This window comes from uncultured Sphingomonas sp., assembly GCF_934560975.1.
Taxonomy (GTDB): Bacteria; Pseudomonadota; Alphaproteobacteria; order Sphingomonadales; family Sphingomonadaceae; genus Sphingomonas_I.
On record NZ_CAKTFO010000011.1, the window covers coordinates 68,994 to 83,929 of the forward strand.

Annotated in this window: 13 protein-coding genes and 1 tRNA gene; 7 read left to right on the plus strand and 7 right to left on the minus strand. The window is 65.5% G+C overall.

Going from position 1 to position 14,936, the window contains the following annotated elements; all coding sequences use genetic code 11:
* Window positions 1–54: 54 nt before the first annotated feature.
* The 3 genes from Q0D93_RS09100 to Q0D93_RS09110 form a co-directional block, all read right to left on the minus strand.
* Window positions 55–2,520 carry an alkaline phosphatase PhoX gene (locus tag Q0D93_RS09100; RefSeq protein ID WP_294393135.1) on the minus strand — a complete coding sequence of 822 codons (2,466 nt, stop codon included), beginning with the start codon at window positions 2,518–2,520 and terminating at the stop codon, window positions 55–57.
* 138 nt (window positions 2,521–2,658) lie between these two features.
* Window positions 2,659–3,360, minus strand: a complete 702-nt coding sequence (gene ctrA, locus Q0D93_RS09105; RefSeq protein WP_294393137.1) for a response regulator transcription factor CtrA — start codon at window positions 3,358–3,360, stop codon at window positions 2,659–2,661.
* Window positions 3,361–3,506: 146 nt separating this feature from the next.
* Window positions 3,507–4,673 carry a CoA transferase gene (locus Q0D93_RS09110; protein WP_294393138.1) on the minus strand — a complete coding sequence of 389 codons (1,167 nt, stop codon included), beginning with the start codon at window positions 4,671–4,673 and terminating at the stop codon, window positions 3,507–3,509.
* Between the two features lie 116 nt (window positions 4,674–4,789).
* On the opposite strand from Q0D93_RS09110, the gene Q0D93_RS09115 reads away from it, so the two are divergent.
* Genes Q0D93_RS09115 through Q0D93_RS09130 form a run of 4 tightly spaced genes read left to right on the plus strand, consistent with a single transcriptional unit; the run spans window position 4,790 to window position 8,203 of the window.
* On the plus strand, window positions 4,790–6,295 hold the full coding sequence (locus tag Q0D93_RS09115) for a sensor histidine kinase (protein WP_294393140.1): 1,506 nt from the start codon (window positions 4,790–4,792) through the stop codon (window positions 6,293–6,295).
* The gene (locus tag Q0D93_RS09120) at window positions 6,292–6,738 is read left to right on the plus strand and encodes a response regulator (protein WP_294393143.1); all 447 of its coding nucleotides are present in this window, start codon (window positions 6,292–6,294) and stop codon (window positions 6,736–6,738) included. The genes Q0D93_RS09115 and Q0D93_RS09120 overlap by 4 nt, the downstream gene beginning before the upstream one ends.
* Window positions 6,738–7,775 carry a response regulator gene (locus Q0D93_RS09125; protein WP_294393145.1) on the plus strand — a complete coding sequence of 346 codons (1,038 nt, stop codon included), beginning with the start codon at window positions 6,738–6,740 and terminating at the stop codon, window positions 7,773–7,775. The genes Q0D93_RS09120 and Q0D93_RS09125 overlap by 1 nt, the downstream gene beginning before the upstream one ends.
* An 8-nt stretch (window positions 7,776–7,783) precedes the next feature.
* Entirely contained in the window at window positions 7,784–8,203 is a 420-nt protein-coding gene (locus Q0D93_RS09130; protein ID WP_294393148.1) for a secondary thiamine-phosphate synthase enzyme YjbQ, read from the plus strand.
* Here Q0D93_RS09130 and Q0D93_RS09135 read toward each other — a convergent pair.
* Window positions 8,183–8,869 (minus strand): RlmE family RNA methyltransferase, encoded by a 687-nt coding sequence (locus tag Q0D93_RS09135; RefSeq protein WP_294393150.1) that lies wholly within the window; start codon window positions 8,867–8,869, stop codon window positions 8,183–8,185. The genes Q0D93_RS09130 and Q0D93_RS09135 overlap by 21 nt on opposite strands.
* Window positions 8,866–9,924, minus strand: coding sequence for a Ppx/GppA phosphatase family protein (locus tag Q0D93_RS09140; RefSeq protein ID WP_294393151.1), 1,059 nt, complete (start codon window positions 9,922–9,924; stop codon window positions 8,866–8,868). The genes Q0D93_RS09135 and Q0D93_RS09140 overlap by 4 nt, the downstream gene beginning before the upstream one ends.
* Window positions 9,925–10,090: 166 nt before the next feature.
* Between Q0D93_RS09140 and Q0D93_RS09145 the strand changes: the two genes are divergently transcribed.
* Window positions 10,091–10,164 (plus strand) — tRNA-Gln (locus Q0D93_RS09145).
* Window positions 10,165–10,213: 49 nt separating this feature from the next.
* Here the strand turns inward: Q0D93_RS09145 and Q0D93_RS09150 are convergent.
* Together Q0D93_RS09150 and Q0D93_RS09155 are read right to left on the minus strand one after the other, a co-directional pair.
* A complete protein-coding gene (locus Q0D93_RS09150; RefSeq protein WP_294393154.1) occupies window positions 10,214–10,621 on the minus strand; it encodes a hypothetical protein in 408 nt (135 codons plus the stop codon).
* A gap of 146 nt (window positions 10,622–10,767) precedes the next feature.
* A complete protein-coding gene (locus Q0D93_RS09155) occupies window positions 10,768–12,744 on the minus strand; it encodes an alpha/beta fold hydrolase (RefSeq protein ID WP_294393156.1) in 1,977 nt (658 codons plus the stop codon).
* Window positions 12,745–13,114: 370 nt separating this feature from the next.
* Between Q0D93_RS09155 and Q0D93_RS09160 the strand changes: the two genes are divergently transcribed.
* Together Q0D93_RS09160 and Q0D93_RS09165 are read left to right on the plus strand one after the other, a co-directional pair.
* Window positions 13,115–13,735, plus strand: coding sequence for a LysE family translocator (locus tag Q0D93_RS09160; RefSeq protein WP_294393158.1), 621 nt, complete (start codon window positions 13,115–13,117; stop codon window positions 13,733–13,735).
* 10 nt (window positions 13,736–13,745) lie between these two features.
* Window positions 13,746–14,645 carry a dihydrodipicolinate synthase family protein gene (locus Q0D93_RS09165; RefSeq protein ID WP_294393160.1) on the plus strand — a complete coding sequence of 300 codons (900 nt, stop codon included), beginning with the start codon at window positions 13,746–13,748 and terminating at the stop codon, window positions 14,643–14,645.
* The last annotated feature ends 291 nt before the right edge of the window (window positions 14,646–14,936 follow it).

Genomic DNA, 14,936 nt, shown 5'->3' on the forward strand with positions numbered 1-14,936 from the left:
GAACCGCCGGGCGGCCCCTCCCTTTTTCCAAAACGTGGATGCCGGTCGGTCGGCTTACAGGCCGACCACCCCGCCATCGTCCTTGGTGATCACGATCGTTGCCGAACGCGGGCGGTTGCCCGGCGCGGTCGCCGTCTGGCTGTTGGGCCAGTTGCTGGTGAGGTTGGCGGGATTGCCGTTCTCGCCGGGGTGCTGGATGTTGACAAACAGGGCACGGCCGTCCGGCGTCGAATCGATGCCGGTGATCTCGCACTCCTTCGGTCCGACCAGGAAGCGGCGCAGCGTCGCGCCCGGCGCCTTGCCGATGCGGGTGGACTGCGTGCCGGTCACCGCGCCGACCCGGTTGGTGATCGTCCTGGTGCCGCCGTCGCCGACATTGCCCGGCATCGCCGCCAGCAACATGCAGTTGGTGACGTCGGTATAGGCGCCGTCGTCCGTCTCGATCCACATGACCGGCTTGACCAGGCCCGACGCATTGCTCGGCCGTCCGAACCAGAGGCCGTCGCACGACGAGAAGTCGTTGGTGGCGTCCAACCCCGACAGGTTGATGTTGGCCGGATCCAGATCGCTGCCCGCACCGAAGGCATAGATGTCCCAGGTGAAGGCTAGCGCCTCCGTCGTGTCACCGGTTTCGCGCAGGCGGATGATGTGGCCGTTGGCATTGCCGTTGGTCTGCCCGCCGGTCGTCTTGGGATCGGTATAGGCGCGCGGGTTGGCGGTGTCGGTATTGGCCGGCGTGCGCGAGCTGTTGTTGGTCAGCGTGCAATACATCTCGCCGGTGGCCGGGTTGACGGCGGTCCATTCCGGCCGGTCCATCTTGGTCGCGCCGAGCAGGTCGGCGGCGATGCGGGTGTGGATCAGCACATCGGCCTGGTCGACAAAGGGGAAAGCTGCATTGGCGCCGGTCAGCGGGCCCTGGCCGAACACCAGCGGCAGCCACTGGCCCGAACCGTCGGCATTGAACCTGGCGACATAGAGCGTGCCGGCGTTCAGATATTTGTCGCCGGCGACCAGGCGGTCGGCCGGGGTGGCGTCCGCCGCCGCCCAGGGCGTGGCCGACACGAACTTGTAGATATATTCGTTCTGCGCGTCGTCGCCCATGTAGAAGGCGGGGCGGACGCCCGCGAACACCCGGCCGGCCCAGCAGCCTTCATGGTTCATGCGGCCCAGCGCGGTGCGCTTACGCGGAGTCGAAGCCTGGCTGTAGGGATCGATCTCGACCACCCAGCCGAACTGGTTGGCTTCGTTGCGGAAGTCGCTCCGGCCATCGGCCGTGACAGTCTGGGTGATGTTCCAGCGGCGATAGAGCGTGTTGTTGGCGTCGGCCGGGTTGACGGTCGACCAGCCGTAATTGCCGGCACGCCCTTCGCCGATGCCATAACGCGCCAGGCCGACATTGGCCTTGGCCGTCGCCCCGCCGCGTGCCGCCACGTCGCCGGTATCGCGACGGAAATAGCCCGCCCAATTCTCTTCATTGGTCAGGTATGTGCCCCACGGCATGTAGCCGTTGGCGCAATTGTTGATCGTGCCGCGCCCCGCCGTGCCGGCCGGCGAATAGGCGGTCTGCAGCTGCGCGTTGCCGGCGGCCGGACCGGTGATGGCCATCGCGGTCAGCGGCGTGACCCGGCGGTTGAACGACGAACCCTGGACGTAGCCCCAGCCCGTGGCGCCGCGCGTCACCTCGATCACCGAGACACCATGGCACTCCATTTCCTTCAGCGCCTCCGCCTCCGGACGGACGCCGCCGATGCTGGTCGGGCCGTTCGGGTGGAGATAGACCTGAGTGATATTTTCGTGATTGAGGACCAGCAGGCCGCGCCCGCTATTGGCCGAATCCGGTGTGCCGCCGCTGGCGGCGAGGCCGAAATAGGACATGCCGTCATGATGGTCGCCGGCGCGCGCGGAAAAGCCGCCGTCGGTGCCGTTATTGGCATAGGCCGACGTGCCGCTCGTGATCGGGTCGCCCAGCCGGTACAGCACGGTGACGCTGTAGCCCGCCGGCACGGTGACGATGTCGTTGAGGTTCTTGGGCACCGCGGTGAAGTCGAGCTTCGCCGGGCTGACCGTCACATTGGTGTCGCCGAAGCTGGAATAGCCCTTGTCGCCCTGCGCGGTGTAGCGGAAGGCGAGCGGCGTATCCGCGCTGACACTCGGCGCGATAAAGGTGGCCGATGATTCGTCGACCTTGGTCAGGGTCACAGCCGGGCCGCTGACCTGGGTGAAGGTGCCGCGCGGACTGCCGATGCCGCTGGAGTTGCCGGTCAGCTTGACCAGCTTGCCCGAACTGGTCGCCCCGCTCGATCCGGCGCTGACCGAGATCGGAGCGTCGTCGTCATCGTCGTTGCCGCATGCCGTCACCATGCCGCCCATCACGGCGACGGTGGCCGCCGTCACGCCGCCGAACAGGGTCTGCCGGCGCGAATACCGCTTGGCGATCAGCTGTTCCAGCGACGGGTTGGCACTGCTGTTGGTATCGATGTCACCATCGTCATAGCCGTTGGACGCGATAATCTCGCTCATGGAAAAGCCCCCTCGTGATTTGTCGGAGGCCTTTTGGCGGCGTCATGCGTCAGCGGCGTTTAAATGATGCGTCAAAAACGTTACGGCGCTGCATTCAGGGTCACGCAGCGCCGCACGATCGGGAAGCGGCCGAAAGGGTCAGGCGACCTCTTCGACCGGCGCATCGGTGGGCTCGCGCAGCACGTAGCCGCGGCCCCACACCGTCTCGATGTAATTGTCCCCGCCGCACGCCAGGCTCAATTTCTTGCGCAGCTTGCAGATGAAGACATCGATGATCTTCAGCTCGGGCTCATCCATCCCGCCATACAGGTGGTTGAGGAACATTTCCTTGGTCAGGGTGGTGCCCTTGCGGAGCGACAGCAGCTCCAGCATGGCATATTCCTTGCCGGTCAGGTGGACGCGCGCGCTGTCGACCTCCACCGTCTTGGCATCCAGGTTGACCGACAGCTTGCCGGTCTTGATCACCGACTGGCTATGCCCCTTGGAGCGGCGGACGATCGCGTGGATGCGGGCGACCAGCTCCTCGCGGTGGAACGGCTTGGTGACGTAATCGTCGGCGCCGAAGCCCAGCGCGCGGACCTTGGCCTCCATCTCGCTCGTGCCCGACAGGATCAGCACCGGCGTCTGTACGCGCGCGGTGCGGAGCTTCTTGAGCACGTCATAGCCGGTCATGTCCGGCAGGTTCAGGTCGAGCGCGATCAGGTCGTAATCATACAGCTTGCCGAGGTCCAAGCCCTCTTCGCCCAGATCGGTCGTATAGACATTGATGCCTTCCGCGCTCAGCATCAGCTCGATCGAGCGCGCCGTCGTCGGATCGTCTTCGATTAGCAGCACACGCATTGGCCAGAGCCCCTGTCTCCTAAGCTCCGGCGCGCCACCCATATCCGGCCGCTGAAGCGTCTTGGTTACGGACGTGGTAATGAAGGTTAAAGGTTAACGATAGGCTAAACGCATTTACCTTTTATGTGGGTCCAAGCCAAATCAGACTATTTCTCAGAATTTAACTCCGCCCGTATCTCTCCATCATGTTGGCCGAGCAGCGGCGGAGGACGGCGATAGCTTAGCTGCGCTTCGGCAAAGCGAATTGGATTCGCAAGCATCCGCAGCGAACCGGCCACCGGGTGCTGCATGGTCAGCACCATCTCGCGATGCGCGATCTGCGAATCGGCCAAAACCTCGGGCACGCTGTTGATCGGGGCCGACGGCACACCCGCCGCGTCGAGCAAGACGACCCACTCGGCAGCATTCCTGGTCGACAAGGCCTCGCTCAAAAGCGGCCGCAATGCGGGGTAGTGCGCCACCCGCCCGGCATTGGCCGCAAAGCGTGGATCGCGGCTCAACTCCGGCCGGCCGAGGACGTCGCAGAGCTTGCCGAACTGGCCGTCATTGCCGACTGCCAGCACGATATGGCCGTCGCCCGCCGGAAAGACATCCTGCGGTTGGATGTTGGGGTGGCGATTGCCGCGCCGCTGCGGCGTCAGCCCGCCCACCAGATGGTTCATCCCCTGATTGAGCAGGGATGCCGCCATGACGTCGAACAGGGCAAGATCGACATGGTCGCCCTGCCCCGTCTGCGCCCGGCGGTGCAGCGCCGCCAGGATCGCGGTGGTGGCATACAGGCCGGTCAGCATGTCCACTACCGGCAGGCCGACCTTTTGCGGGCCCCCGCCGGGCTGGTCGTCCGCCTCGCCCGTGACGCTCATCAGGCCGCCCATCGCCTGGATCATGAAGTCGTAGGCCGCCTGGCCCGAACGCGGCCCATCCTGGCCGAAGCCGGTGATCGAGCAATAGATGATGTCCGGCCTGACCGCCTTCAGCCCGGCATAGTCCAGCCCGTAGCGCGCCAGCCCGCCCGCTTTGTAGTTTTCCAGCACCACGTCCGACCGGGCCGCCAGCGCCTTCACCAGCGCCTGCCCCTCCGCCGTGGCGATGTCGATCCGGATGGATCGCTTGCCGCGATTGGCGGCGAGGAAATAGGCAGCGTCGCCATTGTCCAGAAAAGGCGGACCCCAATGGCGGGTATCGTCGCCGCCCTCTGGCCGTTCCACCTTGATGACGTCCGCGCCGAGATCGGCCAGGATCTGCCCGGCAAACGGCCCCGCCAGGATGCGGCTGAGATCGAGGACGCGGATGTCGTGAAGCGGGCCGGCCATGCGCCGTCATAGGCCCAGGTCGGGGCGATAGGCCAGATCCGCATGTTCGCGATTCGACCAGCCGGGATGGACAGGTGCTTGCGTCTTCCGAAAACTTACGTATCGCAGGGCCAGAAATGCCTGCCCGCACGCTTGTCCTGCCGGAAAAATGGTTCAATCGCCTGATCGTAACCGCGATCGGCGGCGGTTTTGCGCTGGTCATGGCAGCGGCCCTGTTCGCCACCTGGGCGACGGAACGGACGCAGGAACATACGCGCTGGATCGCCCATACGTATGAAGTGCAGCAGGCGATTTCGGACTTCTACAGCGAAGCGCTGCGGCTCGATGCGGCACGGCGCGGCTTCCTGCTCCACGACGATCCCCGGATCGCCCGCGCCTTTGTTGAGGCGGACAAGGCAGTGGAGCCGGCCCTGGAACGCCTGCGAACCCTGGTCGGCGACAACGTCGCGCAGCAACGCAATCTGGAGCGGCTGCGCGTGGTGGCGCTGCACCACAAGCAGGTGCTCGACGCGTCGTTCCGGCAGGCGGCGCGCGGAGACCGGCTGAACGCCATCGATACCTTCCGCAATGGCGGCAGCGTCAACCTCGTCCTGGAAGTGCGGGGGGAAGTGATGCGCATGGTGGCGGAGGAGCATCGCCTGCTGCTGCTGCGGGATGCCGAGCAGCATCGCAGCATTCGCCGTTTCTATGCCAGCGTGACGGCTTGCGGCCTGCTGCTGCTCCTGGTGGCGGCGGTCTCCATCTGGGTCATTCTCCGCTACACGCGCGACCTTACGGCCTCGCGCAACGCGCTGCATACGCTCAACCAGGACCTGGAGGGTGCGGTGCGCGAGCGGACGGTGGACCTTCAGCGTGCCAACGAGGAAATCCAGCGTTTCGCTTATATCGTCAGCCACGACCTGCGTTCGCCGCTGGTCAACGTGATGGGCTTCACCGCAGAGTTGGAGGCCGCCACCAAGCGCCTGTCCAAGCTGGTCGACACGGTCGAGGAGGAGCATCCGGAACTGATCGACCAGGATGCGCGCCTGGCCGCGCGGGAGGATCTGCCGGAGGCGATCGGCTTCATCCGCACCTCCACGCAGAAGATGGACCGGCTGATCAATGCCATCCTCCGCCTGTCGCGCGAGGGCCGGCGGCCGATCACGCCCGAACGGCTCGACATGGATGTCGCCATCGCCGCCATCGCGGACTCGATGCGCCACCGCACGGACGAACTCGGCATCGAGATGCGGATCATGCCCGGCATGCCGTCCATCGTCAGCGACCGGGTGGCAGTGGAGCAGATCCTGTCCAACATCGTCGAGAATGCCGTAAAGTATCTCCAGCGCGGACGCCCCGGCCGGATCGAGGTGTCGGGCCGGCGCGAGGGCAATCGCGTCGTCTTCTCGGTCGCGGATAACGGACGGGGCATCGACCCGCGCGACCATGAGCGCATCTTCGACCTGTTCCGCCGTTCGGGGCAGCAGGACCAGCCGGGCGAGGGCATCGGACTCGCGCACACGCGCGCCTTGGCGTATCGCCTGGGCGGAACGATCACTGTGGATTCGACGCTAGGCGAGGGCGCAACCTTTCGCGTATCCCTGCCGACGGTCTACGCAGGGGAGCAAGGGGCCCTCACATGAACAGCCAGCAGCCGGTCAACATCATCATGATCGAGGACGATGAGGGTCATGCGCGCCTCATCGAAAAGAATATCCGCCGCGCCGGCATTTCCAACGCCATCCATCACTTCACCGATGGCACCAGCGCGCTCGACTATCTCTACAACGATCCCAGCGGCCCGGCGCAGAATGGCCCGGCCCTGATGCTGCTCGACCTCAACCTGCCCGACATGAGCGGGACGGACATTCTCGCCCGGATCAAGGCGGAAGGCAGCCCGCTGAAGCGCACGCCGGTGGTGGTGCTGACCACGACAGACGACAAGGTGGAGATCCAGCGTTGCTACGATCTCGGCTGCAACGTCTACATCACCAAGCCGGTGAATTATGAAAGCTTCGCGGACGCGATCCGCCAGCTTGGCCTGTTCCTGTCGGTGATCCAGGTTCCGGACCTGTCCGAGGCCTGATGGCGTCCGACGCGCCCCCCAGCATCCTCTATATCGATGACGATGACGGCCTCCGCCGTCTGGTTCAGCGCGCGTTGCAGCGGCGCGGCTACGAGGTCGTGCTCGCCGCCAGCGGGCAGGAGGGCGTGGAGATGGCGCATGCGCGATCCTATGATCTGATCGCAGTCGACCATTACATGCCGGGCCAGGACGGCGTCGCCACCTTGGAGCAGCTGATGACGCTGCCCTCCCCGCCGCCGGTCATCTACGTCACGGGGTCGGAGGAAAGCCGCATCGCGGTTGCCGCGCTGAAGGCCGGCGCCAGCGACTATGTGGTCAAGGCCGTGGGCGAGGACTTCTTCGACCTGCTCTCCGCCGCGATCGACCAGGCGCTGATCAAGGCCCGCCTCAGCGCGCAAAAGGAAGAGGCCGAGGCGCAGCTGCGCGAAAGCAACCAGCGGTTGCAGACCATGCTGCATGAGGTGAACCACCGCGTCTCGAACAGCCTGCAGCTGGTCTCCGCCTTTGTCCACATGCAGTCGCGCAGCGTCGCGGAGGAAGGCGCCAAGGCGGCGCTCGCCGATACGCAGCGCCGGATCGCCGCCATCGCGCAGGTCCACAAGCGGCTCTATACCTCGGACTCGGTCAACACCGTCGACATGGCGGAATATCTGTCCACCATGGTCCAGGAGCTGGAAGAAACCTGGTCCACGCCGGACTCGCCGCGCACCCTGGTGCTGTCGGCCGAACCGGTCACGCTCGGCACCGACAAAGCGGTGGCGGTGGGCGTGATCGTCAACGAACTCGTCTCCAACGCCTGCAAATATGCCTATCCCAACGCGACCTGCGGCGAGGTGCGGATCGCATTGCGCAACGAAGGCGACAATTTCGTGCTGCGGGTTGAGGATGACGGCTGCGGCATGCCCGACGATGGCGAGATCAAGGGCACCGGCCTCGGCTCCAAGCTCGTCAATGCGATGGCCCGCACCCTGAAAGCCACGATCGATTACGACCACACCCACACCGGGGTGCGGGCGACGATCACCGCCGCGGCCTGAGCTACGCCATGCGTCAGGCGAGCGGCAGGATCGAGGTTCCCACCCGCGGGCCCGGCCTTTACGAATGCACCGACGCGCTGCGCCGCTGGGTCGATGCGCAGGGCATGGACGAAGGGCTGCTGACGCTGTTCTGCCAGCACACCTCCGCCTCGCTCCTGATCCAGGAGAATGCCGCGCCGGAGGTCAAGGACGACCTGCTTGCATTCTTCGCCCGGATCGCGCCGGAAAGCCGCACCGCCTACGCCCATGACGATGAAGGGCCGGACGACATGCCCGCACATCTGCGCACCGCATTGACACAGGTGTCGCTGTCCGTGCCGCTGGCCGATCGCCGGTTGGTGCTCGGCACCTGGCAGGGTATCTACCTGTTCGAACACCGGCGGGCGCCGCACCGCCGGACCATCGCCCTACACCTGATCGGGGAGTGACGGTGCGACGCCCTTGAACCCTTGGGCGATCACGTACCATTCGGACGAATCCTTGCGGCTGGCCGGCGGCTTGGCATGCTTCACCGTGGTGAACATGCGCTTCAGCAGGCCGACCAGCTCGCTGTCCGCCCCGCCCGCCAGCACCTTGGCCACGAACGACCCGCCAGGGCGCAGCACCTCGCCTGCAAAGTAGGCCGCCGCCTCGACCAGCGCCATGGTGCGCAGATGGTCCGTCTGCTGGTGCCCGACCGTGTTCGCCGCCATGTCCGACATGACGAGGTCCGCCGCGCCGCCCAGCGCCTCCGCCAGCCGGGCCGGCGCCTCTTTGTCCATGAAGTCCATCTGCATGATGGTGACACCGTCGATCGGATCGGTCGGCAGCAGGTCGATGCCCACCACATGCGTGCTCTCGCTGCGGCGGCGCACCACCTGCGACCAGCCGCCCGGCGCGATGCCCAGGTCGACCACCCGCTTGACGCCGCGCAGCATCCCGAATCGTTCGTCCAGTTCGATCAGCTTGTAGGCGGCGCGGCTGCGATAGCCCTCCGCCTTGGCGCGGCGGACATAGGGGTCGTTCAGCTGCCGCTCCAGCCAGCGGGTCGATGCCGCGGTGCGGCCGCGCGCGGTCTTCACACGCTGGCGTCCGCCGGATCCACCGCGGCTCATGACTTGCGAAACTCGTGCGCCATCAATGTACGCAAAATACCCTCACGTATGCCCCGGTCCGCGACGCTCAGCCGTTCGGCCGGCCACAGATCCAGGATAGCTTCCAGAATGGCGCAGCCCGCCACCACCAGATCGGCCCGTTCCTGGCCGATACAGGGCAGTTTGGCGCGCGCAGGCACCGCCATGCCGGCCAGACGCTGGCTGACATGGCGCATCGATTCGGCCGGCACAATCAGCCCGTCGACGATGCTGCGGTCGTAATTGGGCAGATCCAGGTGCAGGCTGGCAAGCGTGGTCACCGTGCCGCTCGTTCCCAGCAGCCGCCCGCCCGGCACGCCACGCGCCCGCAGCGTTTCCACAAACGGCGCGAACGCCGCCGACACGCGCGCGCGCATCCGCGCATAGGCCGCCCGCAATGCTGCCTCGTCCTCGCCGACATGGGGCTCGCTCTCGCTCAGCGAAACGACTCCCCAGGGTGCGGAAAACCAGTCGCCGATGTGGAGTGGATCGTCGCCATGCTCGTCCAGCAGCACGACCTCGGTCGAGCCGCCGCCGATGTCGAACACCAAGGCGGGGCCGTCGCCCGGCTCCAGCAAAGCCTGGCAGCCGGTCACGGCCAGCCGCGCCTCCTGCTCGGCGGAAATGATCTCCAGCCGGATCCCGGTTTCCGCCCGCACCCGCTCCACGAAGGCGACGCCGTTGGTGGCGCGGCGGCACGCCTCCGTCGCCACTGATCGCACCAGCGTGACGTTGCGGCGGCGCAATTTGTCCGCGCACACGGACAGTGCGGCCACGGCGCGATCCATCGCCGCATCGCTCAGCCGCCCGGATGCGGCCAGCCCCTCGCCCAGCCGGACGATGCGCGAAAAGGCATCGACCACGATAAAGCCGTCACCCGCAGGCCGCGCGATCAGCAGGCGGCAATTGTTGGTGCCCAGGTCCAGCGCGCCGTAGGTGCCGCGCGCCGGCTGGCCCCGCATGATTCGGGCCAGAGGCGCCACCCCGCGGCGATTGCCGCCCGGCGTGTGCGCCGCATGTCGCGCGCGCTCTGCCATTTCGCCGTCTCTTATGTTCTCCGGCGCGCCCAAACGGCGCCCGGTACTTGAACGCGACCTTATGCGGAGCGTGTCGCCACGGCAAGCTGACGCGGGAAAGCAACCGTCACCGCCATGCGCACGTTGACAGCGACGGTTTGCTTGCCTATCCGCGCGCCTTCGCTGTTGCCCCGTCGTCTAAAGGTAAGACTACGGACTCTGACTCCGTCAATTGAGGTTCGAATCCTCACGGGGCATCCAGCGTCGCGCTTTTCATCGCGCAATTCAACGTCCTGCCTCTTGCGCCGGGCTACCCGATCAGACCGGTTGCCATAACCTTGGTCATAGCGGCGTCCGCTCGATCGCCGCGCGCATTGTCGCCGGCATGGCGGTGGTACTCGCGCACGCTCTTGGCCGGTGATCGCCATGCCCTCTTCATCGGCGCATCCGGCCTCGCGATGGCGGCGAGCGGCGGATTACGAAGCCCGTGTGGCGAACAGTGCGGAAGATCGGCAGCGCGGCGGGCGCGCTTCATCATCCCATGGAAGCCCTGCGGGGTGAACGCGCCGCCTTTCTTCGGTTTCAGGAGCAGCACCACGCCCGACCGCTCAGCTTCGCGCGCGTCGCGAAGCGGGGTCACGATCTGAACGTCGACAGCGTTGTTCGTCTTGCTCCGGTCCAATTGTATGCGACCGGTCGCGATTGTCGCATGCGTCATCAGGCGAACGTCGTCGCTCCATGGCGCGCCATAGAGGAGGAGCGCGAACGCCAGGCAAGGCCTGGTACCTAGCGGGTGCTTGGCTTCAAGAGAAGCCAGCTCATCCTCGGTCCAAGCCGTCGTTTAACGTCCGCGATCCCAGCAAGTCACATCTTCATTGCCTTGCGCAGAAACCCGTCGCTTTGTTCCAACAATTGCGTCCGGGCATCGGCATCCTCAAGATAGTGGTCCAGCCCTTCGAAGGTCATGAGTTCGGCTGGCTTCCCTGCCGCCCGCAGGCGCGCGAGCATCAGCATCGACTGAGCGTAGTTGACGTTTGCGTCGAGCGTGCCGTGTGCCAGCAGCACCGGCGCGGCGAACGAGGCGGCATTCGCGGCCGGCGAGGCCGTTGCGGGCTGCTGTCCGATATAGCCGGCTTGCACGCGTGAATCGCTGAAGCTCTCACGGTCGGTTACCACCGTCGACAGTTCGGTCACGGGCGCAACCGCCACGATCGCCCTGAACAGCTTGGGGTCGAGCACCACCGACTCAAGCGCGGCATAGCCGCCGTAGGACCAGCCGAACACCGCCAGCTTGTCCTGGTCGGCAATTCCTTCCGACACGAGCCAGCGGCCAGCGTCGTTGACGTCTCCAACTGCCGTCTTCCACGCCCGGAAACCATTTTGCATAAGATAATCGTCGCCGTAGCCGGCCGAACCGCGGTAATTGGGCTGGAGCACCGCATAGCCGCGCGCGGCGTAGAATTGCGCGAGCCAGTCAAAACCCCATTCATCCCGCGCTGACGGTCCACCATGCGGCATGACGATCGCCGGCAGCCCTTTGCGCGGTCCGTCCGGCGGCAAGGTCAGATACCCTGGAATGGTGGAGCCATCGCCTATCTTGATCCGCACTGGCTGCACGGCCGCGAGCTTGCGGCCCTCCAACTCGGGGCGCGTCAGCATCAGCACCTGCAGCCGCTTCGCTGCCTTGTCGAAGAGGAAGTAGCGGCCCGGGTCGGTGTCAGCGGAGGCGTGGACCAGCAGCTTGTTTCCGTCGGTGCTCGCATCGACTATATCGACCTGCGGCAGCTTGGGCAGCGCCTTGCGCAGTGACGCCACCATTGCGTTCACCTGCGGGTCCAGATATTCCGCGACGCGCTTTTCGGTGACGTACGTGTAGCCGACGACCCGACGATCCCGCCCGACCCGGACCAGCCCGTCTATATCGACGTCCGGCCGGCTGGAAACCAGAGTTTCGCGCTCGCTGCCGTCCAAAGCATGTGTGTAGAGCGCCAGCCGCCCGTTCAACTTGCGCAGCCCGAAGGCGACGTTCTTTTCCGGGTCGACGGCGTAGGGATTAAAGCCCTCGTTGGTAACCGTGTTGAAGGTACTCAGCGCGGTCCAGTCCTTCCCGATCGGACGGTAGCGGTAGACGATGTTACCGCTCCACTGGTTGGTTTGGCCACGCACATCGTAATAGCCGATGAGCCGTACGTTGCCCCTGCCGTCGGTTTGATATTCTACCGCGTTCGGCCGCGGCTGTTCCACGACCGCCTTCGCTCCAGTACGTGTGTCGATACGGTCGACGGCAAGACCGTCCCGGCGCGATCCGATGTTGGTGCCGGTCTGTTCGGTGCGTGCATAGGCTCGCACCATCAGCACCTGGCCGTCGGTGCCCGGCAGCCAGTCGATGACGCCTCCGCCATAGAAGGAGTTGCGGCGCTGGTTCGTCTGCTTGTTGGTCAGCATACGCACGTTGCCGCCGCTCTCATCGACGGCCAGCACGCGCGAGTAGGAAAGAGGCCGGGTCGCGTCGGGCGTTTTGACCATCCCCCAAATCGTGCATACCAACCGCGTCTCCGACACCCAGCGACAATCGCGCAGGCGGTCCGGCGTTCCCGGCACCACGAGTGCAGGCTTCGGCACCGAGCCTTCTGCCGCCGGCATAGTGAAGAGCGTCGCTCCCTGTCCCTTGGCTGGCGCGATGAAGGCAATCTTGCTGCCGTCAGGTGACAGGCTGAGTTGCTCGACGCCCTCGCGCGCGCCGAACGCTACCGCATCGGCATGCACGTCCCCGATTGCTTCCGCGCTCTGCGCAACCATCAGCAGCGCCACCGCGCCGAGCAATTCTACCCGCCGGTTCATGGTCCCGTCCCCCATGTATGTCCCCGACTAGCTCTAAGCACGTAGGCTGGCATCTCGCCAAGTCCTCTTGTCCAGGTGTTTGATCCCGCGCTGTGGTAGCACGCTCGTCTCCAAAGAACACGAAGCCCGCCCAGATTCGAGTTGTGCAAGCCGATGTCCAAGCAGCGTCGCCCGCGTGACCGGGCGACTGCGAGTGGGCGGGTCCAGCCTGACGATGTCACGGACGCGGCTTGGATCAGGACTGTCAGCTGTGCTCGGGAGCCTTCAACAAACGATCATTCGTTCATCTGCGCTGAATTGAGTTGCAAGTAGTTGCGGCAATCCACGATCCCGATTTGCATACCACGGGCCGATCGCCATAGAGGGATCTATGACCGAACATTCACTGCTTGCGGTGTACGTCGCCTATTCCATTGCGGCCGGTAGTCCGGGCCCTAGCAACCTGGCCATCATGAACGTGGCCATGGGGCGAGGACGACGCCACGCGCTCGCGCTGGGCGCAGGCGTCATCACCATGTCGGCAGCTTGGGGCCTGATCGCAGCTACCGGCTTGTCGGCACTGCTGACGCGGTATGCGCAGGCCTTGGTGATCCTCAAGATCGCGGGCGGTGTGTACCTCCTGTGGCTGGGGTTCAAGGCGGCGCGCTCGGCCCTGTCGGCGCAGCAAGCCTCCTCGACCAAGGCGGGCGCCGCCGTGAGCTACCCCGCTCTGTATCGCCGCGGCGTGCTGATGCACCTGGGAAATCCGAAGTCGGTTCTCGCCTGGCTCGCCATCATGTCGCTGGGTGTCGGGCCCGAGGCGGCGACCGGTCATGTCGCCGCGGCATATGGCGGTTGCGTGATGCTCGGTTTGGTGATCTTCGCCAGCTACGCGTTGTTGTTCTCCACCGAGCCGCTGGTTCGCGGCTATGCCCGTGCTCGGCGGTATATCGAGGGCACACTCGCAATCGTCTTCGCAGGCGCCGGCACCCGCCTCATCCTCTCGCGCTGAAAGGGTAAGAATGGCCGGCACGCTCTTCACGGGGCTTTGCGCCTTCCCGCTGACCCCTGCGGATAGCGACGGTGTGGTCAACACGCGCGCGTTTGCAGCCTTGATTGATCGCCTGTGCGTCGCCGGCGTGGACTCGATTGGCATTCTGGGGAGCACCGGCCTTTACGCCTACCTCGATCGCGCCGAGCGCGTGCACGCCGTCCACGCAGCCGTCGAGGCGGTCGCCGGACGCGTGCCGCTGATCGTTGGCATAGGCGCATTGCGGACCAGTTGGTCGGTAGAGCTGGCGAGGGAGGCCGAACGGGCCGGAGCGCAGGGCCTGCTCCTTGCTCCCATGTCGTACACGCCGCTGACCGTGCGGGAAGTTGCCGGCCACTACCGCGCCGTGGCGGGTGCGACCGCTCTGCCGCTTTGCATCTACAACAATCCGGGCACTACCGGCTTCACCTTTCCGGACGCGCTGATCGGTGAGCTGGCGCATGTTCCCGGAATTGCCGCCATCAAGATGCCCTTGCCGGAGGGCGACGACTTTGCAGGCGAGATCGGAAGGCTGCGCAAGCTCGTGCCTCAAGGTTTCAGAATTGGCTACAGCGGCGATTGGGGTGCTGCGCCATCACTGCTCGCGGGTGGAGCGGCTTGGTACAGCGTGGTTGCGGGGCTCCTGCCTGTCGAGGCATTGCGAATGACCCGCGCCGCGCAGAACGGAGCCGCCGCAGAGACGGCGCGCTTGCAAGCCGCGTTCGAGCCTTTGTGGCGCCTCTTTCAAGCACATGGCAGCCTGCGGCTCATGTATGGGATTGCCGAACGCCTGAATCTCGACGTGGAAGAGCCGCCATTGCCTATCCAGAAAGTCGATGCTCCAACGGCGCGGGCATTGGACGCTGCTTTGGACCAGCTGATAAACGCGTAAGCCGCCTGCGCGCCGCCACACCAGCGACGACCCGTTCCCTGACCTGCAGGGCTGTTTTCGGCTGTCCAGCTTCGGCCAATTACCCATGTAAGGTGCAAGGAAGCATTGCGCGGTAGGTTCCGGCCGATGCGTTACCTGCTCCGCCCGAGCCAGTGCCCATAAACGGGATACACACGGCGGCTCGAATGTCATTCGGCGCCTGCGTTGATGCCGAGTGACGTGACCCCCGTTTATTCATCCAGTTGGAACTAGAAACCGGCCCTTCGAAGGGACGGACGGAATGAAGCGGAA